At 68.2% G+C, this 19,625-nt stretch carries 17 protein-coding genes; 11 read left to right on the plus strand and 6 right to left on the minus strand.

What is annotated here, in order from left to right; translation table 11 throughout:
• Positions 1–20: 20 nt before the first annotated feature.
• From ACLKOY_RS02200 to ACLKOY_RS02215, 4 genes are read left to right on the plus strand one after another with little or no spacing between them, the layout of a single operon-like run.
• A complete protein-coding gene (locus ACLKOY_RS02200; RefSeq protein WP_436452240.1) occupies positions 21–1,010 on the plus strand; it encodes an NAD-dependent epimerase/dehydratase family protein in 990 nt (329 codons plus the stop codon).
• The gene (locus ACLKOY_RS02205) at positions 1,007–1,804 is read left to right on the plus strand and encodes an MBL fold metallo-hydrolase (RefSeq protein WP_436452241.1); all 798 of its coding nucleotides are present in this window, start codon (positions 1,007–1,009) and stop codon (positions 1,802–1,804) included. The genes ACLKOY_RS02200 and ACLKOY_RS02205 overlap by 4 nt, the downstream gene beginning before the upstream one ends.
• A complete protein-coding gene (locus tag ACLKOY_RS02210; protein ID WP_436452242.1) occupies positions 1,804–3,096 on the plus strand; it encodes a F390 synthetase-related protein in 1,293 nt (430 codons plus the stop codon). The genes ACLKOY_RS02205 and ACLKOY_RS02210 overlap by 1 nt, the downstream gene beginning before the upstream one ends.
• Positions 3,090–4,025: a 3-oxoacyl-ACP synthase III family protein gene (locus tag ACLKOY_RS02215; protein WP_436452243.1), complete on the plus strand. Its 936-nt coding sequence runs from the start codon at positions 3,090–3,092 to the stop codon at positions 4,023–4,025. The genes ACLKOY_RS02210 and ACLKOY_RS02215 overlap by 7 nt, the downstream gene beginning before the upstream one ends.
• A 56-nt stretch (positions 4,026–4,081) precedes the next feature.
• Here ACLKOY_RS02215 and ACLKOY_RS02220 read toward each other — a convergent pair whose 3' ends face one another.
• On the minus strand, positions 4,082–6,523 hold the full coding sequence (locus tag ACLKOY_RS02220; protein WP_436452244.1) for a DNA gyrase/topoisomerase IV subunit A: 2,442 nt from the start codon (positions 6,521–6,523) through the stop codon (positions 4,082–4,084).
• Positions 6,524–6,582: 59 nt separating this feature from the next.
• Between ACLKOY_RS02220 and ACLKOY_RS02225 the strand changes: the two genes are divergently transcribed.
• Positions 6,583–7,704: an alkaline phosphatase family protein gene (locus ACLKOY_RS02225; protein ID WP_436452245.1), complete on the plus strand. Its 1,122-nt coding sequence runs from the start codon at positions 6,583–6,585 to the stop codon at positions 7,702–7,704.
• Positions 7,705–7,719: 15 nt separating this feature from the next.
• Here the strand turns inward: ACLKOY_RS02225 and sepH are convergent, their stop codons facing one another.
• Entirely contained in the window at positions 7,720–8,754 is a 1,035-nt protein-coding gene (gene sepH, locus ACLKOY_RS02230) for a septation protein SepH (protein WP_436452246.1), read from the minus strand.
• Between the two features lie 196 nt (positions 8,755–8,950).
• Here sepH and ACLKOY_RS02235 point away from each other — a divergent pair, with 196 nt between their 5' ends.
• Positions 8,951–9,244, plus strand: a complete 294-nt coding sequence (locus ACLKOY_RS02235; RefSeq protein ID WP_042540214.1) for a DUF4193 domain-containing protein — start codon at positions 8,951–8,953, stop codon at positions 9,242–9,244.
• Between the two features lie 69 nt (positions 9,245–9,313).
• On the opposite strand, the gene ACLKOY_RS02240 is transcribed toward ACLKOY_RS02235, so the two are convergent.
• The gene (locus tag ACLKOY_RS02240; RefSeq protein WP_436452247.1) at positions 9,314–9,778 is read right to left on the minus strand and encodes a DUF3093 family protein; all 465 of its coding nucleotides are present in this window, start codon (positions 9,776–9,778) and stop codon (positions 9,314–9,316) included.
• 12 nt (positions 9,779–9,790) lie between these two features.
• On the opposite strand from ACLKOY_RS02240, the gene dut reads away from it, so the two are divergent.
• The 5 genes from dut (at position 9,791) to dxs (ending at position 16,676) form a co-directional block, all read left to right on the plus strand.
• The gene (gene dut, locus ACLKOY_RS02245) at positions 9,791–10,264 is read left to right on the plus strand and encodes a dUTP diphosphatase (protein ID WP_140037187.1); all 474 of its coding nucleotides are present in this window, start codon (positions 9,791–9,793) and stop codon (positions 10,262–10,264) included.
• The gene (locus ACLKOY_RS02250) at positions 10,257–10,844 is read left to right on the plus strand and encodes a DUF3710 domain-containing protein (protein ID WP_140037186.1); all 588 of its coding nucleotides are present in this window, start codon (positions 10,257–10,259) and stop codon (positions 10,842–10,844) included. Before dut ends, ACLKOY_RS02250 begins: the two co-directional genes overlap by 8 nt.
• The gene (locus ACLKOY_RS02255) at positions 10,841–11,575 is read left to right on the plus strand and encodes a DUF3159 domain-containing protein (RefSeq protein ID WP_140037185.1); all 735 of its coding nucleotides are present in this window, start codon (positions 10,841–10,843) and stop codon (positions 11,573–11,575) included. The genes ACLKOY_RS02250 and ACLKOY_RS02255 overlap by 4 nt, the downstream gene beginning before the upstream one ends.
• Before the next feature lie 153 nt (positions 11,576–11,728).
• The gene (locus tag ACLKOY_RS02260) at positions 11,729–14,566 is read left to right on the plus strand and encodes an aconitate hydratase (RefSeq protein ID WP_436452248.1); all 2,838 of its coding nucleotides are present in this window, start codon (positions 11,729–11,731) and stop codon (positions 14,564–14,566) included.
• Between the two features lie 169 nt (positions 14,567–14,735).
• Positions 14,736–16,676, plus strand: coding sequence for a 1-deoxy-D-xylulose-5-phosphate synthase (gene dxs / locus ACLKOY_RS02265; RefSeq protein WP_436452249.1), 1,941 nt, complete (start codon positions 14,736–14,738; stop codon positions 16,674–16,676).
• Positions 16,677–16,731: 55 nt separating this feature from the next.
• Here dxs and ACLKOY_RS02270 read toward each other — a convergent pair whose 3' ends face one another.
• The 3 genes from ACLKOY_RS02270 to ACLKOY_RS02280 form a co-directional block, all read right to left on the minus strand.
• A complete protein-coding gene (locus ACLKOY_RS02270; protein WP_436452250.1) occupies positions 16,732–17,427 on the minus strand; it encodes an SPFH domain-containing protein in 696 nt (231 codons plus the stop codon).
• A 140-nt stretch (positions 17,428–17,567) separates the two neighbouring features.
• Entirely contained in the window at positions 17,568–19,013 is a 1,446-nt protein-coding gene (locus ACLKOY_RS02275; protein ID WP_436452251.1) for a glycerol-3-phosphate dehydrogenase/oxidase, read from the minus strand.
• A complete protein-coding gene (locus ACLKOY_RS02280) occupies positions 19,010–19,618 on the minus strand; it encodes a TetR/AcrR family transcriptional regulator (RefSeq protein ID WP_436452253.1) in 609 nt (202 codons plus the stop codon). The genes ACLKOY_RS02275 and ACLKOY_RS02280 overlap by 4 nt, the downstream gene beginning before the upstream one ends.
• Positions 19,619–19,625 lie beyond the last annotated feature (7 nt).

Raw genomic sequence — 19,625 nt, forward strand, 5'->3', positions numbered from 1 at the left:
GGACGACTATCGTGATGAGCATGTCCGGAGCCCGTGTGCTGGTGACGGGGGCGAGCGGGTTCCTCGGCGGCTACGTCGTGCCCGAGCTGCAGAGACACGGATACGAGGTGTTCGCCGCCGGTCGCAACGAGCAGGCACTCGTGCGGGTGGCCGATGACGAGCACCGCGTGCTCGGCGACCTGGCTTCGCTCCGCTCGCGGGACCTCCCGGTGGACGCCGTGATCCACTGCGCTGCGCTGTCGACGCCCTGGGGGCACTGGAGGCACTTCCGCGAGGCGAACATCGAAGGCACCGGTCACGTCATCGAGTTCGCCCGTCGTAACCGGGTGCGCCGTGTCGTGCATGTGTCGTCGCCCAGCGTGTACGCCGCCCCTCGGAACCGCATCGACATCAGAGAATCCGATGTGGACCGCTCCAATCGGCTGAACGGGTACATCCGCTCGAAGATCGCCGCAGAGGATCTGCTTCTCGAGGCGCTGGACAGCCGGACGATCTCGGAGCTCGTGATCGTGCGTCCTCGCGGCCTGATCGGCGTGGGCGATCCGAGCCTCGTGCCCCGTCTCCTCGACGTTCACGCGCGCATCGGCGTGCCGGTGTTCGACGGCGGCGAGAACCTCATCGACGTCACGGCGGTCGAGAACGTGGCCTCGTCGCTGCGGCTCGCGTTGACTCGGGGCGACGCCGCGGGCGGGGTGTACAACATCACCAACGACGACCCGCGGCGATTCCGCGAGCTGCTCACGATCCTGCTCGAGCGGATGGGGGAGACCCCGCGATTCCGCCCGATGAATCGGCGAGCGGCGTGGGCCCTGGCATCCTCTCTGGAGAGGGTCTCCTCACTGCTGCCTTCGCGGCCGGAGCCGCCGCTCACCCGGTACACGCTCAGCACGATCGCCTACTCGCAGACCCTCGACATCACGCGTGCGAAGACGGAGCTGGGATACCGCCCCGAGGTGTCGCTCGATGACGCACTGGCCGGAGTGGCGGCGCACCTGAGGGAGAACGCGTGACCGGTCGCCTCCGCCACTACGTCTGCGGCAGCACCTCGCATGACGTCGGCGCGATGTTCCGCGGAGCACCGCGTGGCGTCCGCGAGTTCCCCTCCGGCGTGTTCCTGTACGACGCCGCGGGCGGCCGACGCGTGCTGTTCGACACCGGCTACGCGACGGGTGAGTGGCACACCGGCTGGCGCGGTGCCATCTATCGCCGTCTGCTTCCGCCGACTGTCCGCGACGCCGACGATGTGGCCGCCCGCCTTCTCGCAGACGGCGTCGACCCGGCATCCGTCTCTCACGTCGTGCTGTCTCACCTGCACCCGGACCACGTCGGGGGAGCCCGTCGCTTCCCGCATGCCACCTTCGTGCTGAGCGCGGGGCACGAGCGGACGCTGTCGGCTCCACGTCTGCGCGCAGGGGTGCTCACCGGCCTGTTCCCGACCTGGTTCTCGGATGCCGAGCGGATCGTGCTCGACGACGAGGCGTTCTCCACCGTCGAGGTCGGGGGCACCGCACTGCGCGCTCACGATCTTCTCGGCGACGGCTCGTACCTCGTGGTCGATCTGCCCGGCCATGCCGATGGGCACCTCGGCGCGCTGATCGATGACCGCGTGCTGCTCGCCGGCGATGCGGCGTGGGGGAGCGATCTGATCCACGCCTCCGGGAATCTGAGAGCCCTGCCCCGCGCCGTCCAGCACGATACGGACCTCTACGCCGTCACGGCACGGAGTCTCGGCGAGCTCGCGGCCTCCGGCATCCGCGTGGTCTGCAGTCATGATCCGCTCGAGGCGAAGGAGCTGTTGAGCTGATGTCGAAGCTCCGGATCCTGCGTGAGTTCGTCGCGGTGCGGTGGTTTCGTCCGTTGCGCACTCCGGCTGCGATCGAGCGGCGTCAGCGGCGTCTGCTGCGCTCTCACCTGAGGTTCCTGCGACGGCGGTCGCCCTACTTCCGCGACCTTCTGGCGACGCGCTCGTTCTCGGATCTGCCGCTCATGGACAAGAGCGTCATGATGAGTCGCTTCGACGAGATCAACACGGTCGGCGTCGGGAAGGACGAGGCGCTCGCACTGGCGATCGCGAACGAGCGCTCCCGAGACTTCGACGCTGACCTGGGCTCGAACTCGGTCGGGCTGTCGAGCGGCACCAGCGGCCACCGCGGCCTCTTCGTGGTGAGCAGCGCTGAGCGCGATGCCTGGGTGGGAACCGTGCTCGCCCGCACTCTGCCTCGGGGCACGCTCTTCGGACATCGGATAGCGCTGTTCCTCAGGGCGGACAACACTCTGTATGAATCGGTCGGCTCGCGGGCGGTCTCCTTCCGGTACTTCGACGTGTACGCCGACATGGACGCCAACATCGCCCGGCTGCGGGAGTACCGACCGACGATCCTCGTCGCTCCGCCATCGGTGCTGAGGCTGATCGCGCGTGCGGCCGATGCCGGTGGTTTCGACGTCGTGCCGCAGCGCGTGTACTCGGTGGCCGAGGTGCTCGAGATCTCCGACGAGCAGCGCATCACGGCCTCGCTCGGTAAGAGCGTTCTGCACCAGCTCTACCAGTGCACCGAGGGCTTCCTCGCGCACACCTGCGAGCACGGTGTGATCCATCTGAACGAGGACAACATCCTGGTCGAGCGCGAGGCCCTGGATGCCGAACGGTTCACGCCGATCGTGACGGACCTGCGCCGCCGCGCGCAGCCGATCGTGCGGTATCGGCTCGGCGATGTGCTGCGCGAGCGGACGAGTCCATGCCCCTGCGGCAGCGCGCTCACGGCTATCGAGCGCATCGAGGGACGAGAGGGCGACACGCTGCTCTTCCGGTCGCTCGACGGCCGCGATCTGCCCGTCTTCGCCGATGTGATCACGCGCGCGCTGCTCTTCGCCGACGGCTTCGACGAGTATCGCATCACCCAGATCGGCGAGTCGAGGCTGCAGATCGCGCTCGACACCCTCGACGATCGATCTCGGCGTCTCGTCGAAGACGAAGTGCATGCGCTGGCCGACCGGCTGGGCTGCGAGCGACCGGACATCACTTTCATCGACTATGTGCGCGACGGGTCTGCGAAGCTGCGGCGCGTGGTGCAGGAATGGGGGGACCGGAGATGGTGAGGAACTGCGAGATCGTGGGCTGGGGGTCGTCTCTGCCTTCGCGCGTCGTCCGGTTCGGGGAGGAGACGCGATATCGCATCGACGACGACGTGTCTCATCTCGACATGCTGGCGGAGGCGTGCGAGCGGGCACTCGCGCACGCGGACATCCCGGCGAACGACGTCGACCTCGTGCTCGGCGCGTCGGCCGCGGGGATCCAGCCGATCCCGTGCACGGCCGCACTCGTGCTGGAGAGGCTCACGCTCACCGGGCACGCGGCGGCCTTCGACGTGAACTCGACCTGCACGAGCTTCATCACGGCTCTCGACATCGCCTCGCGGTACCTCGATGCCGGTGACCACGAGACGATCCTCGTGTTCGCGGGCGACGTCGGAACGCGGTTCCTCAACCCGGAGCAGCGGGAGAGCTTCGAACTCTTCAGCGACGCGGGCGCCGCGGTCGTGCTGCGCCGCTCCGCCGACGCCGACCGGGGGGTGATCGCCAGCGCTCAGCGCACGTGGCCCGCGTATGCGCACGACACCGAGATCAGGGGAGGACTGTCGGGATCGCCCGCGCAGGCCTATGCCGCCGGAGACCCCGCCGACTACCTCTTCGACATGAACGGGCGACGGGCGCTGCTGGGGATGATGCGCGTGCTTCCCGAGTTCTTCGACACGTTCCATCGGTCGTCAGGCGTCTCGTACGACGAGGTCGCGCTCTGGGTGCCCCACCAGGCGTCGGCGGCGCTCGGGCCGATGCTCGACCGCCTCGGAATCCCGGTCGAACGCCGGGTCGACGAGGTGCGGGAGTTCGGCAACATGGTCTCGTCGTCCGTGCCCTTCATGCTCGCCCGCGCGCTCGAGAGCGGCCGAGTCGGAGCCGGAGACACCGTGATCCTGTGCGGCACTGCTGCAGGCCTCACGGCCAACGTTCTCGCGCTCCGGCTCTGAGCAGGCGCCGCCCTCGAGTCAGGCGCCGCAGAGGGAGGCTGAACCCTCTCGAGGTCTCAGACCAGGGTGCGGCCGATGCTCCCGATCACGCCGTCGATCGGCTGACCCGATGCGTCGCGTCGTGCGCCGGGCTCGGGGAGCTTGCGCACCGCGCCCGTCGGGTCGACCGCCTGCGCGGGGCTCGGCCCGACCCAGGCGACCGTCAGACGGTCCTCGCCCTTCAGGAACGAGTGTGCGCGCACGCCGCCGGTCGCTCGGCCCTTCGACGGGTACTCCGAGAAGGGCGTGACCTTGGCGCGACCCGGCTCGGTGCCGGGCAGGATGCTGTCCGACCCCGAGACGGTGGCGACGACCGCATCCGCGTCGGGCGTCACCGCGCCGAAGAACAGCACGGATGATCCGGAGCCCAGCTTGATGCCGGCCATTCCACCGGCGGGAGCGCCCTGGGGTCGCACGGCGGATGCGGAGAACCGCAGCAGCTGCGCGTCGGTCGTCACGAACACGAGGTCTGCGTCGTCCTGAGCTTCCACGGCTCCGACGACGGTGTCGCCGGGCTTCATGCCGATGACCTCCAGATCGGGACGCACGGGCAGCGTCGACGGGACGATGCGCTTGACCGTTCCCTGTGCCGTGCCCAGGGCGATCGGGACCTCGCTGTCGAAGCGCACGAAACCGAGGATCCGCTCTCCGCGAGTGGTGATGCCGAGATAGTCGCGCAGTGGGGCGCCCGCGGCGAGCTGCACGGAGGACGACGGTACGGACGGCAGATCCACGGGGGAGAAACGCAGCACACGGCCTTCGGTGGTCAGCGCACCGATCTCGGCGCGAACCGTCGTCTCGACCGTCGTCAGGATCGCGTCGTGCTTGCTCCGTCGCGCCGGAAGCGTCAGCTCCTGACCCTCGGCGAGGTCGACCCGCACGGCACGGCCCGTCGTCGACAGCACGAGCACGGTCGGAGCATCGGCGATCTGCAGGTCGACCGCACCCTTCGTGGCGCGCGGCTTCGGGGGCGCGGCGTTCATCAGCAGTGTGCGGCGAGGGGTGCCGTATGCGTCGGCCGCGGCATCCAGCTCTTGGGCGACCACCGCTCGAAGCAGCACGTCACTCCCGAGCAGCTCGAGCAGCGTGGCGATCTCGGCGAGCAGGGCGTCGCGCTCGGTCTCGAGCTCGATGCGCGAGAACTTCGTCAGGCGTCGCAGGCGAAGCTCGAGGATGTACTCGGCCTGAAGCTCGCTGAGATCGAACACCGAGCGCAGGCGCGCACGTGCCTGCTCGGAGTCGTCGGACGAGCGGATGACCTGGATGACCTCGTCGATGTCGAGGATCGCGATGAGCAGACCCTCCACCAGGTGCAGGCGCTCTTCCCGGCGGGCGAGGCGATATCGACTGCGACGGGTGATGACCTCGATGCGGTGCGCGACGTAGACGCGCAGCATCTCCTTGAGCCCGAGCGTGCGCGGCTGCCCGTCGACCAGGGCGACGTTGTTGATGCTGAAGGAGTCCTCGAGCGGAGTGAGTCGGTAGAGCTGCTCGAGCACGGCGTTGGGGTCGAAGCCGGTCTTGATGCCGATCGCGACGCGCAACCCGTGGTTGCGGTCGGTGAGATCGGTCACGTCGCTGATGCCCTGCAGCTTCTTGGACTGCACAGCGTCACGGATCTTCTCGATCAGTCGCTCGGGGCCGACCATGTAGGGCAGCTCGGACACGATGATGCCGGTGCGCCGCGGTCCGAGCGGCTCGACCGACACCTTGCCGCGCACCTTCAGGGCGCCGCGTCCGGTGGCGTACGCGTCTCTGACGCCGTCCAGCCCCATCAGGATGCCGCCCGACGGGAAGTCGGGGCCGGGCACGAACTCCATGAGCTCTTCGGTGGTGGCGTCGGGGTTCTCGAGCAGATGGGTGGCTGCGGCGACGACCTCGATCAGGTTGTGCGGCGCCATGTTGGTCGCCATGCCGACCGCGATGCCGCTCGCGCCGTTGACCAGGAGGTTCGGGAACGCGGCAGGGAGCACGGAGGGCTGCTGGAACTGACCGTCGTAGTTCGGGATGAAGTCGACGACGTCCTCGTCGAGGTTCTCGGTGAGAGCCATCGCGGGGGAGGCCAGCCGTGCCTCGGTGTAGCGAGCGGCTGCGGGTCCGTCGTCGAGCGAGCCGAAGTTGCCGTGGCCGTCGATCAGCGGCACACGCAGCGCCCATTCCTGGGCGAGGCGCACGAGGGCGTCGTAGATCGCCGAGTCGCCGTGCGGGTGCAGCTTTCCCATGACCTCGCCCACGACGCGGGCGCTCTTGACATGACCGCGGTCGGGACGGAGCCCCATCTCGGCCATCTGATAGAGGATGCGACGCTGCACGGGCTTCAGGCCGTCGCGAGCGTCGGGCAGAGCCCGCGAGTAGATCACCGAGTAGGCGTATTCGAGGAACGAGCCCTGCATCTCTGTTTCGAGATCGATGTCCTGGATTCGCTCGGGGGCGAGCTCGGCAGGCGGGGTCTTCGGCATGGGCATCCTGAATGGTGCGAGGCTGAGGGCGTACGGGAGCCTGTGTCAGACTGGCTCGGATGTCCCTCATTCTACCGTCCGAGTCGCTCGCAGCCCGCAGCGTCGTCGGGGTGGCGGACGACGTGTTCGCCGCTCTGCGCGGCGAATCGGCGAGCCTGCCGCGGGCCGAATCCGTCGTTCTCGTGCTCATCGACGGCCTCGGCGCCATCAGCCTGCGCGCCCATGCGGGCCATGCCAGGGCGCTCACGTCCGGGATGGCGAAGAAGGATGTCGCGCACTCGGTCTTCCCGTCGACCACCGCAGCCGCCCTCACGAGCATTCTGACCGGGGTGTGGCCGGGGCAGCACGGATTGGTCGGCTACCGGGTTCTCGACCCCGCGCGGGGCATCCTGGTCAACCAGCTCACCGGCTGGGAGTCGGAAGGGCTGGATCCGGCGACCTGGCAGGCTGCTCCGACCGTCTTCGAACGCGCCCGCGCAGAGGGGCGTCCGACCTATGCCGTGGGCGTCGCCGCCTACGCGGCGAGCGGGTTCACCCGAGCCACGCTGCGCGGGGCCGATTTCGTCGCCGCCCAGACGCCCGCAGAGCGCGTCGAGGTGGCCTACGACCTCGCCGAGCGCCACCCGGGTTCACTGATCTACTGCTATCTGCCCGAAGCCGACAAGGCCGGGCACAGGTACGGCCTCGACTCTGTGCAGTGGGTGTCGGCGCTCGAAGAGATCGACGCCGCGCTGTCGCGACGCGTGCCGCCCGGCGTCGGCGTCCTCGTGACCTCGGACCACGGCATGCTCGACGTGCCGGCACACCGGCAGATCGTGCTCGCAGCCGAGCATCTCGTCGGGGTGGGGCACATCGGTGGAGAGCCCCGGATGCTGCACGTCTACGTCGAACCGGACGCCGATGCGGCGGAGGTCGCCGAGCGGTGGCGTCGCGACCTCGAGGGCCTCGCCGACGTCGGCACCCGGGAGCAGACGATCGCATCCGGTTTCTTCGGCCCTGAGGTGACGCAGGCTGCAGCATCGCGGATCGGCGACGTTCTCGTCGTGGCCAGGGGCAACGGGGCCGTCTACGACGGCACCGCGGCAGATCAACGCAGTCGAGGCATGATCGGTCAGCACGGTGGTCTGACTCCGGAAGAGCGCCAGGTCCCGCTGCTCAGGTTCGGCGCCTTCGCCCGCTGACCGCCGGCACCCGGCCTATTCGTCGGTGCGTGCTCCGAACACGATCTCGTCCCATGACGGCATCGCGTTGCGGCGGCGGCGACGGCCGTTGCCCTCGCTCGACGGCTCGGGTGCGGCCTTCGGCTCGTCGTCGTCGGGCTGGTCGTTCTCGAAGGCGTCGAACAACGCGATCGGATTCTGGTCCGTCTCGTCGTCGTCTGCGTTGTCGAGGATCGGCGCGGTCTCGCGCTGACCCCGCCGACGTCGCAGCGCCTCGAGCAGGTCAGCGGTCTCCGGGCTCGTCGTCGCCGACTCGGGCGCACGCTTGATGGCTGCATCCTGCACAGCGGCCGCCGATCGCTCGGGCGCGACGCTGTCATCGTCATCAGCCTCGGGTGCCGGGAGCAGACGGGGGCCGAACGCGCCGGAGTCGAAACGGCTGTCGTCCTTGTAGGGCGATGCCTGCCGTTCGGCCTCGACGGCGCGCAAGCGCGGGATGAGACCGTCGGGCAGCGACCCCTGGCGTGACAGCTGGGTGGCGTCGGCGTTGAGCGGCGCCAGTGCGCTGCGTCGGGGGTCGAAGCTCCACCGAGCGTCGTGCTCGACCTCGTTGGCGGTGAACTCGAGCTTGATGATCCAGCCGGTGTCGTCCTTCCAGCTCGCCCAGCGCTCGGCTGAGGCCTCGACCTCTGCCAGCTTGGCGCGGATCGCGGTGCCGAAAGTGGGCTGAGCGTCGGGCTCCACGTCGCTGCCGATCAGCACCGGCACGGCGAGCGCCTGGCCGATGACGTGCTCGCGCTCGGCGAGAACCGGTCCTTCGAAGCGGATGACGTCGTCGACGCCGATGCCGAGGAGTGCGGCGACCTCGGGAGCCGTGAGGCCGGCGCGGATCTGCGCCTGGATGTCGCGCGGACTCGCGGCGAGCCGCTGGGCGGTGGGCTCGCTCTGTCGCGTCGCCCGCCGGATCTCGCGGTGCAGGACGTCGTCGATGGGCAGCGCGAACCGCTCGCCCGACTCGGTCGCGAGTACGAGCAGTCCTGCTTCTGTGCCGACGATGGTGACGTTTTCCATGCGAATGCCCCTCTGATGGGTGTGCGTTCATGGTGTCACGCGAGGCTGCTCAGAACCGGGAATACTCTGGGCGTGCCGTGAGTTTGGTCTGTCGCAGCCGCGGGCATTTGCTTATTCCTCCGCGGTCATGCAAACTATGGCCGCCGATTACCCCGACGGCGCACCACCCACTCGCATGAAAGTGGAGATTCACCACATGGCAACCGACTACGACGCTCCCCGCAAGAGTGAAGACGACTCCGAGTCGATCGAAGCCCTCAAGGAGCGTGTGCCGGACAAGCTCTCCGGCTCCTCAGGCGACGAGGACGCGGACAACCCGTCCAGCTTCGATCTCCCTGGAGCCGATCTTTCCGACCTCGAACTTGATGTCGTCGTGCTGCCCGCGCAGCAGGACGAGTTCACCTGCATGAACTGCTTCCTCGTGAAGCACCGTTCGCAGCTCGACCACGAGGGCGCTTCCGGCCCCATCTGCAAGGAGTGCGCTGCCTGAGCGCACCTGAGAACAAGATCCCACGCGCCCCCGACCTCACGGTCAGGGGCGCGTCGTCTTGTGGTCGGGTCAGCGCTGTGCCGCGGTGATCGCGGCCGCAAGCCGATCGGGAGTGCGCGTCGAGATGGTCCACGTGTCCACGGGGTCGTCAGGGTCGTCGTTCGGAACGACGACGATACCGTCGACACCACCGCGGATGAGATGCCAGCCTCGTGCCGGAAGGCCGGGTCCGCGCGCCTGGCGCGCCTCCTCGGCGCTCAGCGCTGTGGGCGTGCCGAGGTGCCGGACCTCGATGTGCGCTCGACCGGCCCGAAGCACGTCGCCGTCGACCGATACGACCGGGGCGAGGCCGATGAAGGCGACCACGAGCACAGCCGAGACGGCGGCCCCGACGATCAGGGCGACGGTCGAGCCGATGGGCACGAAGATGAGCGCCACCATGGGGCCCGCCAGAGCGACCGTCACCAGCAGCCACAGGCTGGGGGACAGTCTCTCGCGGTAGCGGGTCCGCGTGTCAGGAGCGATGTTCTGCATTAGCCTCGGGGGGTGACTGAATCCGTTGATGTCCCCATTATCGCCTCTGTCGTGCCCGGCTACGCCCACCCCGGCGATGCCGGAGCCGATCTGGTGGCAGCCGAGGCCGTTCATCTGGCACCGGGGGAGCGGGCACTCGTCGCGACCGGCGTGCGCATCGCGCTTCCCGAGGGCTACGCGGCGTTCGTCGTTCCCCGCAGCGGTCTCGCGGCCAAGCACGGGATCTCGATCGTGAACTCGCCGGGGACGGTGGATGCCGGATACCGCGGTGAGATCAAGGTGAGTCTGATCAACACCGACATCCACACGGCGTACGATGTCGCCGTCGGCGATCGCATCGCGCAGCTGATCGTGATGCCCGTGACCCGTGCTGTCTTCATTCCGGTCGAGGAGCTGCCGGACAGCGTCCGCGGCGAGGGCGGCTTCGGCTCGACCGGCTACCAGGCAGGACTCCATTCATCTTCGGCAGGACAGATCAATGACTGACAACAACGCGACACCCTCGAAGTCGGCACCGGACGACCGGGCGACGCAGGGTCCCTTCGACGACTCCGAGGCGAACCCGGTTCGTCCGTACATCGACCTCGGCGGCATCAAGATCCTGCCGCGCGAGGGACTGAACCTCCGACTCGAGGTCGAGGAGCAGTCCAAGCGCATCGTCGCCGTCGGACTCGACTACGCCGATTCCTCTCTCCAGGTGCAGCCGTTCGCAGCGCCGCGATCCGGCGGACTGTGGGACGAGACCCGCGTGCAGTTGCGCGATCAGGTCCGCACCCAGGGCGGTCGGGTCGAGGAGCGCGAGGGGCCGCTCGGCAAGGAGCTGCTCGCCGAGGTCCCCGCGGCTGCCAACGAGGGTTCGGGGCTTCGGCTCGCCCGGTTCATCGGCATCGACGGTCCCCGATGGTTCCTTCGTGGCGTCATCGGCGGAGCTGCGGCGTCGGACCTCGAGGCCGCAGCCAAGGTGGAGGATCTCTTCCGGTCGATCGTGGTCGTCCGAGGGGGAGCTCCGATGCCTCCGCGCGACCTGATCCCGCTGAAGATGCCCGCGACTCCCGGCTCCGCGTGACCACCCCGGCTCCCGATCCCGAGCGCGAGCAGAGCGCATCCGACATCGTCGGGGCTGCGCTCGGCGGCGCAGCGCGACGCGCGGGTCTCGACCCGACCGAGAGCGACGCGACGCACAAGGTGGTGTGGTCCGCGATGGGCGGATGGCGTGGCATCCTCGAATCGGTGCTGCCGAGCCTCGCGTTCGTCATCCTCTTCACGATCCGCCCGGAACCCCTGATCCTGCCGCTGGGAGTGTCGGTCGGCCTCGCGGCGGTGTTCACCGTCGTCAGGCTGATCCAGAAGTCGCCGCCATCAGCTGCCATCGGAGGCCTCGTGGCCGCGGCGGCGGCCGCTGCCCTCGCGCTGTGGACCGGGCGAGGCGAGGACAACTTCGTCCCCGGGCTCATCACCAACGCCGTCTACGGCACCGGCATGCTGGTCTCGGCCCTGATCGGCTGGTCGCTGATCGGTCTCGCCGTCGGCTTCCTGATGGGCGAGGGCACCGCGTGGAGGCGTGACCGCCGAAAGCGTCGCGCGTTCCTGTGGCTCGGGATCGCCTGGGCTGCTCTGTTCTTCGCGCGTCTCGCGGTGCAGCTGCCGCTGTACCTGGCCGGAGACGTCACGGCGCTCGGCACGCTGAAGCTCATCATGGGGCTGCCGCTGTTCGCTCCGCTGATCGCTGTCACCTGGCTCGTCGTGCGTGCGCTGTATCCGCGCCCCGCCGATGCCGACACGACGCGGCGGTCGTGATAGATTTATCTTGACATCAAGATAAATTGCAGGCTTTCGCCCGGAGGCCGAGCAGAGCAGACTGGTTAGGTCTGCCTTGCTAGCCGCAGGGGCTCGCTGGCGAGCAAGATGGAGGCGCCTGTCGCTCCCATCCGAATAGAAGGAGACGGAATCGTGTCCACGGTGAACAGCTTCGGTGCCAAGAGCACCCTGACGGTCGGCAGCACCGACTACGAGATCTTCCGCATCGACACGGTGCCCGGTTTCGACAAGCTCCCTTTCAGTCTCAAGGTCCTCCTCGAGAACCTGCTTCGCACCGAGGACGGCGCGAACGTGACGAAGGCGCAGATCGAAGCCCTGGGTTCGTGGGATGCCGCGGCTGATCCGAGCACCGAGATCCAGTTCACGCCGGCCCGTGTGGTCATGCAGGACTTCACCGGTGTTCCCTGCATCGTCGACCTCGCCACCATGCGCGAGGCCGTCACGGCGCTGGGCGGCGACGCGAACAAGATCAACCCGCTCTCGCCCGCCGAGATGGTCATCGACCACTCGGTGATCGCCGACCTCTTCGGCTCGGAGAACGCTCTCGAGCGCAACGTCGAGATCGAGTACGAGCGCAACGGCGAGCGCTACCAGTTCCTGCGCTGGGGCCAGACGGCCTTCAGCGACTTCAAGGTCGTTCCCCCGGGGACCGGCATCGTGCACCAGGTGAACATCGAGCACCTCGCCAAGGTCATCTACGACCGCGACGTCGACGGCGTTCTTCGCGCCTACCCCGACACCTGCGTCGGCACCGACTCGCACACCACCATGGTCAACGGTCTGGGCGTGCTCGGCTGGGGCGTCGGCGGCATCGAGGCCGAGGCCGCGATGCTGGGACAGCCCGTGTCGATGCTCATCCCGCGCGTCGTCGGCTTCAAGCTCTCGGGCGAGATCCCCGCTGGCGTGACGGCGACCGACGTCGTCCTCACGATCACCGACCTGCTTCGCAAGCACGGGGTCGTCGGCAAGTTCGTGGAGTTCTACGGCGAGGGCGTCGCCTCCGTGCCGCTCGCGAACCGCGCCACCATCGGCAACATGTCGCCCGAGTTCGGTTCGACCGCCGCGATCTTCCCGATCGATGACGTCACCCTCGACTACCTGCGCCTGACCGGTCGCAGCGAAGAGGCCGTCGCGCTGGTCGAGGCCTACGCCAAGGAGCAGACGCTCTGGCACGACGCCTCGAAGGAGCCCGTCTTCAGCGAGTACCTCGAGCTCGACCTCGGCACCGTGGTGCCGTCGATCGCCGGCCCGAAGCGCCCGCAGGACCGCATCCTCCTCTCCGAGGCGAAGTCGCAGTTCGAGCAGGACATCGTCGCGTACGCCTCGGCATCGACCTCGGACTCCGTCGTCGATCTCGAGTCGAAGCACTCCTTCCCGGCATCCGACCCCGGTTCGGTGCCCGGCGAGGAGGAGCCCGCCACGACTCGCCCTGTGCACATCAACAGCGGTGCTCCGGCGCACGCGTCGAAGCCCGTGCCGGTCACGACCCCGTCCGGCGAGAAGTACATCCTCGACAACGGTGCGGTCACCCTCGCGGCGATCACCTCGTGCACCAACACCTCGAACCCCTCGGTGATGATCGCCGCCGGTCTCGTCGCCCGCAAGGCGCTCGAGAAGGGGCTCAAGCAGAAGCCGTGGGTCAAGACCACGCTCGGCCCCGGCTCGAAGGTCGTCACCGACTACTACGAGAAGTCCGGTCTCGACAAGGACCTCGAGGGTCTCGGCTTCTACACCGTCGGCTACGGCTGCACCATCTGCATCGGAAACTCGGGCCCGCTGATCGAGGAGGTCTCCGCGGCCATCAACGATCACGACCTGGCCGTGACAGCGGTTCTCTCGGGAAACCGCAACTTCGAGGGACGCATCAGCCCCGACGTGAAGATGAACTACCTCGCCAGCCCTCCGCTGGTGATCGCTTACGCTCTCGCCGGGTCGATGCACTTCGACTTCGAGAACGACGCGCTCGGCAAGGGAACCGATGGCGAAGACGTCTTCCTGAGGGACATCTGGCCCACCCCGGCCGAGGTCCAGGAGCTCGTCGACTCGTCGATCTCGCGCGAGCAGTTCATCAAGCAGTACTCGACCGTCTTCGACGGTGACGAGCGCTGGCGCAGCCTGCCCACCCCGGACGACGACATCTTCCAGTGGGACGAGAACTCGACGTACGTGCGCAAGGCGCCCTACTTCGACGGCATGACGATGGAGCTCACCCCGGTGCGCGACATCGAGGGCGCCCGCGTCATGGCGACCCTGGGCGACTCGGTCACGACCGACCACATCTCGCCCGCCGGCAACATCAAGCCCGGCACGCCTGCGGCGCAGTACCTCACCGAGCACGGTGTCGACCGCAAGGACTTCAACTCCTTCGGATCGCGTCGTGGCAACCACGAGGTCATGATCCGCGGCACGTTCGCGAACATCCGCCTGAAGAACCTCATGGTCTCGGCTGTCAACGACGGTCAGGTCGTCGAGGGCGGGTACACCCGTGACTTCACGAAGCCGGGCGGACCGCAGTCGTACATCTACGACGCGAGCATGAACTACCAGGAGCAGGGCACGCCCCTCGTCATCTTCGGTGGCAAGGAGTACGGCTCGGGCTCGTCGCGAGACTGGGCGGCCAAGGGCACGAGCCTGCTGGGCGTCAAGGCCGTCATCACCGAGAGCTTCGAGCGCATCCACCGCTCGAACCTCATCGGCATGGGTGTCGTCCCGCTGCAGTTCCCCGCCGGCGAGAGCTGGGAATCGCTCGGTCTCGACGGCACCGAGGTCGTCTCGATCTCTGGCCTCGAAGAGCTCAACAACGGTGTGACGCCGAAGACGGTGCGCGTGACCGCGACGCCGACGGAGGATTCGCCCGAGGGCAAGCAGGTCGTGGAGTTCGACGCAGTGGTGCGTATCGACACCCCCGGTGAGGCGGACTACTACCGCAACGGCGGAATCCTGCAGTACGTGTTGCGCTCGCTGGTCTGATCCAACGACGAAAGGGCCCGGTTCTTCGGAACCGGGCCCTTTCGCGTGTGCGGAAGTCCCTGTCAAGGGGCGAGGCGTTCTCCGAGCTTTCACGGATGGCCGCGGTAGGATCGATCAGGCTTTCGAACCGGAATCGGATGCCGCCAACGGTGCCTATGAGGAGGTGCAGATGCCCATTCTTCCGAGCATCTCAGGACCCCGTGATCTCGACTCCCTCTCTGAGGAGCAGCTCATCGAACTCGCCGGCGAGGTCCGCGAGTTCCTCGTCGAGAACGTGTCGCGAACCGGCGGCCATCTGGGCCCCAACCTCGGAGTGGTCGAACTCACGATCGCTCTGCACCGGACCTTCTCGTCGCCCGACGATCCGTTCATCTTCGACACCGGCCACCAGTCCTACGTGCACAAGCTGCTCACGGGGCGGCAGGACTTCTCGTCGCTCCGTGTCCGCGGTGGCCTCGCAGGCTATCCCCAGCGCGGCGAGAGCGCGCACGATGTGGTCGAGTCCTCCCACGCCTCGAGCTCTCTTAGCTGGGCAGACGGCGTGTCGCGTGCGCTGACCGCGACCGGTCGCGGCGATCGTCACGTGGTCGCAGTGGTCGGCGATGGCGCTCTCACAGGCGGCATGACCTGGGAGGCCCTCAACAACATCTCCGACGACAACGACCGCAACCTGGTGATCGTCGTCAACGACAACGGGCGCTCCTACGCTCCGACGATCGGCGGGATGTCGCGTTACCTGAACCGGGTGCGCACCGCCGCGACCTACAAGGAGCTGCACCACAAGTCCGATCGGCTCTTCCGGGCGTTCGGGCCCGTGGGCCGAGCGGTCTTCCGCGGTGTACGGGGCGGCACGCACGGATTCTTGTCGCGCTTCACGAACAACGAGGCGCTGTATTCCAATCTCGACATCAAGTACCTCGGACCGGTCGACGGACACGACCTCCCGGCACTCCTCGAGACCCTCGAACTCGCGAAATCCTATGGCGCTCCGGTCATCGTGCACGCCATCACGGAGAAGGGGCGCGGTTACCAGCCCGCCCGCGACGACGAGGCCGATCAGTTCCATGCTGTCGGGCGCATCGATCCGACCACGGGCGAGACGCTCTCGTCAGGCGGCACCGGCTGGACGGAGGTCTTCTCGGATGCGCTGGTCTCGGTCGGCGAACGTCGTGATGACGTCATCGCCATGACGGCAGCGATGCTGCGTCCGACGGGGTTGGCTCCCTTCGCCGAGCGCTTCCCCGACCGTGTCTACGATGTGGGCATCGCCGAGCAGCATGCTGTGGCGTCCGCCGCAGGTCTCGCGTTCGGCGGGCTGCACCCCGTCGTGGCCCTGTATGCGACCTTCATGAACCGCGCGTTCGACCAGGTGCTGATGGACGTCGCGCTGCATCGCGCGGGCGTCACCTTCGTCCTCGACCGTGCGGGTGTCACCGGGCCCGACGGGCCCAGCCACCACGGCATGTGGGACCTCGCGATGCTGCAGATCGTCCCGCACATCCGCATCGCCGCACCGCGAGACGCGGCGCGCCTGACGGAGGCCCTCGACGAGGCCGTCCTGGTGGACGACGCCCCCACGGTGATCCGCTTCCCCAAGGGCGATGTCTCGCCCGAGCTGCCGGCGATCGAGCGGCTGCACGACGGTGTGGACGTGCTGGCCAGAGGAGAATCCGAGGATGTCCTGCTGGTCGCCATCGGCCCGTTCGCGGCTCTCGCGATGGATGTGGCCGAACGGCTCCGCGCGCAGGGCATCGGCGCGACGGTGATCGACCCTCGGTGGGCGATCCCCGTACAGCCCTCGATCGTGAGCATGGCCGCACGGCATCGTCTCGTGATCACCATCGAAGACGGCATCCGCGTCGGTGGCATCGGCACTCGCGTTCGTCAGGTGCTTCGCGAGGCGGGCATCGACACGGCCGTCGACGAGCTGGGGCTCCCCGACGAGTTCATCGATCACGCGTCGCGCGACCAGATCCTCGATGACGCGGGCCTGACCGCGTCGAAGATCGCGCAGGACGTCGTCTCTCAGGTGCTCGGAACGCGAATCCCGGTCGCACGGGACGCTCGTGCGAACGGCACGATGGACCTGCCACTCCACGAACGTCGCTGAGCGACGTCACGTGCTGCGCATCAGGCGCTGACCGGGAAAGCAGCGAAACCGGAGATCAGTTGAGCGCGTGGAGGGCGGCGACGGCCTGAGCTCCACGGTCGGAGTCGCGGAGTGCGGTGGAGAGCAGATAGCCGTCGGTCAGTGCGTCGCCGGTGACCATCACACGCACCAGCTCGACTCCGCACGCACGGCGCACCTCCTCGGCGCTGGCCGCGATCACGCGGGTGTTGATCTCGTCGTTGTGCGGCAGCTCCGCGCCGTCGAGTCCTCGGATGACGTCTCTCAGCGCCGCGCCGACGATGTTCGAGGCGCGTTCCTTGACGTTGACGACGTCGAGTTCGAAGACCCGGAGATCTCGTCCGGTCGGGATCGGACGCCACTCGAACGACGCATGCACGCGGTGCTGATGCCCGTTCGCGCCGGTCATCTCGCGCGCAGGCAGATCGGTGGCGCGGCAGCGCACATCGATGAGCCGGTACCAGTAGAACAGCGGGAACGCTCCGTGGGACCCAGGGTCGAGCACGACGACTTCGCCCACCGCACCGCCGCGCGACGTGGGGCGACGCTGCGGTCGGTTGCGGATGATCGGCTTTCCGTTCCGCGTGCGGATCGCCGCCCATCCCTCGTCGACCGTGACGACGAAGATCTTCAACAGCGCCGGCACGACCAGCAGGATCGTGAGGATCGCCGTGCCGGTCTTGAAGAGGCCCGACATTCCCTTGCCGCCCAGCATCGAGAGGAGCATGTCCATGCCACCACTGTGCCTTCTCGAGCGCGCGCAGTTCGCCATCTTCGACCCGCACGCGAAGGTGTTCATGCGCTGTTCCGCGCTCGTTACCCGGCCTGCCGCGAGGCGGATACGGGGGCGCCGATTGCGGTGGTGCGGCGCCGTCAGGCGAGCGTCGAGAGGATCTCGGCGACGACGGATTCGACGGCCGCCCGCTGGCGCTTCCGATCCTCGTCGACGAGTCCGACGCGCGTGCGTCGGTCGAGCACGTCATCGGCGGTCATCGCGCCCTCGGAACGCACGGCGAACTCGATGGTGGCGCGCGACACGTGCCCGCGGTCCCAGCCGGGCGCAACAGCGACGGCAGTGTCGGTGAGCCGCAAGGACGCCGTGCTGCTGGGACCCGCGTCGAGCCCCGCGACATCCACGGCGAGATCGACGGCGTCCTCGGCCATCCGCCGGTAGGTGGTCAGCTTGCCGCCGAGCACGTTGACGAAGCCCGTCCCTGAGATGGCGACGAGATGGCGACGGGAGATGTCCGCCGTCGAAGTCGCGCCGGTGTCGACCAGCGGGCGCAGCCCCGCGAATGATCCGCGGACCTGATCCCGCGCGATCGGAGCGGACAGCACTCGGTTGAGATTCGTGAGCAGGAAGGCGATGTCGCCCTCGGTCGCCATGGGCACGCGGGGCACCGGTCCCGGAGAGTCTTCGTCGGTGAGCCCGACGATCACCCGTCCGTGCTCCTGCGGCAGGGCGAACACGTAGCGACTGATCGACCCCTCGTGCGGAATCGTCAGCGCGGCCGCGGGGTCGCCGAGATCGGCGGCATCGAGCACGATATGGGTCCCACGGCTGGGACGTACCGTGATCGACTCATCGAGGCTCCCGGCCCAGACGCCGGTGGCATTCACGACCGTCCGCGCCCGCACATCGAGACGCTCGCCCGTCAGCGCGTCTTCCGCTGTCGCGCCGTCGCGACGCAACTCGAGAGCGCGCACCCGGGTGAGGATGCGCGCCCCGAGACCTGCTGCGGTCCTGGCGACCGTCACGACCAGTCGGGCATCGTCGACGAGCTGACCGTCATATGAGAGCATCCCGCCCCGCAGGCCCGCGTGGGCGAGTGAAGGCACGAGACGCTGCGCCGTTCGAGACGAGACGAGGCGCGGCGAAGGCAGGGAGCGACGAGGCGTACGCGCTCGCATTCGGAGCAGGTCTCCCATCGCCATCCCGATCGCCCCGGCGACGCGCTGGCGCGCCGTCACTCCGGTCGTGAAGGGCAGGAGCTGACCGAGCGGACGGATGAGATGCGGCGCGATCCGTGTCATCAGCAGGTGGCGCTCGAAGGCGCTCTCCTTCGCAGTGGCGACGTCACCTGTGGCGAGGTAGCGAAGCCCGCCGTGCACGAGTTTCGAGCTGAACCGGCTGGTGCCGAACGCGAGGTCCTCCGCCTCGAGAAGAGTGACGCGCAGACCCCGTGCTGCAGCATCGAGCGCGACACCGACCCCGGTGATGCCACCGCCGATCACGAGGATATCGACCGTCTCGTCGCCGGCGCGACGCAGTTCTGCGGCCCGACGCGCGACGTTGAGGTCGGGGGAGTGTGAGGTCATGGCCGGAGCAACCCGTCGAGTGCGGCTCGCAGCTCGCGCTCCCACGATTCCTCGGAGATGAGCTCCGAGACCGTTCCGTGCGAGAGCACTGCCGACTGGGCGATGAGCAGCAGCATGACCGCGATCTCGCCAGGATCTCCGGCGCGAACCGATCCGCCACGCTGCGCCGCGCCGATCGCCGTGGCCAGCCAGCCCAGGATCAGGCGCTGGCTCGATCCCACCCGCTGCAACGTGTATCGGGTGAATGCTTCGGGCTCTTCCGCGAGAAGTCGCCCGTACACGGCGTCGGCGCGGAAGAGCGCGGAGAAGCGGAGAACGTCGTCGACGAGCTCGCGTCGGGTGGTGGCATGAGTCTGGAAGTGCTCGAGGATCGCGGCGACCCTGCGGAGGAGAGCTGCGCGCACGACATCGTCGGCGTCGCTCCAGCTTCGGTAGATGGTGGGCCGGCTGTGTCCGGCACGCCGAGCGAGCTCCGCGATCGTCACGCCGTGCACACCTCGGCGAGCGATCAGCCCGTCGGCTGCGTCGAGGATGCGGGATTGGGTCGGATCCCAGTCCGGTGCACGGCTGTCTGTTGCGTCGATAAGCGCTTGACGTTCTTCCATGATGTGT

This window comes from Microbacterium sp. K2, assembly GCF_051365005.1.
In the GTDB taxonomy this organism is placed as follows: Bacteria; Actinomycetota; Actinomycetes; order Actinomycetales; family Microbacteriaceae; genus Microbacterium; species Microbacterium foliorum_B.

Bases quoted from the DNA above. Each gene is read 5' to 3' on its own strand.
- ACLKOY_RS02200 (WP_436452240.1), top strand. From the start codon at position 21: ATGTCCGGAGCCCGTGTGCTGGTGACGGGGGCGAGCGGGTTCCTCGGC.
- ACLKOY_RS02210 (WP_436452242.1), top strand. From the start codon at position 1,804: ATGTCGAAGCTCCGGATCCTGCGTGAGTTCGTCGCGGTGCGGTGGTTT.
- ACLKOY_RS02215 (WP_436452243.1), top strand. From the start codon at position 3,090: ATGGTGAGGAACTGCGAGATCGTGGGCTGGGGGTCGTCTCTGCCTTCG.
- ACLKOY_RS02220 (WP_436452244.1), bottom strand. From the start codon at position 6,523: ATGCCGAAGACCCCGCCTGCCGAGCTCGCCCCCGAGCGAATCCAGGAC.
- ACLKOY_RS02225 (WP_436452245.1), top strand. From the start codon at position 6,583: ATGTCCCTCATTCTACCGTCCGAGTCGCTCGCAGCCCGCAGCGTCGTC.
- sepH (WP_436452246.1), bottom strand. From the start codon at position 8,754: ATGGAAAACGTCACCATCGTCGGCACAGAAGCAGGACTGCTCGTACTC.
- ACLKOY_RS02235 (WP_042540214.1), top strand. From the start codon at position 8,951: ATGGCAACCGACTACGACGCTCCCCGCAAGAGTGAAGACGACTCCGAG.
- ACLKOY_RS02240 (WP_436452247.1), bottom strand. From the start codon at position 9,778: ATGCAGAACATCGCTCCTGACACGCGGACCCGCTACCGCGAGAGACTG.
- ACLKOY_RS02250 (WP_140037186.1), top strand. From the start codon at position 10,257: ATGACTGACAACAACGCGACACCCTCGAAGTCGGCACCGGACGACCGG.
- dxs (WP_436452249.1), top strand. From the start codon at position 14,736: ATGCCCATTCTTCCGAGCATCTCAGGACCCCGTGATCTCGACTCCCTC.
- ACLKOY_RS02270 (WP_436452250.1), bottom strand. From the start codon at position 17,427: ATGGACATGCTCCTCTCGATGCTGGGCGGCAAGGGAATGTCGGGCCTC.
- ACLKOY_RS02275 (WP_436452251.1), bottom strand. From the start codon at position 19,013: ATGACCTCACACTCCCCCGACCTCAACGTCGCGCGTCGGGCCGCAGAA.
- ACLKOY_RS02280 (WP_436452253.1), bottom strand. From the start codon at position 19,618: ATGGAAGAACGTCAAGCGCTTATCGACGCAACAGACAGCCGTGCACCG.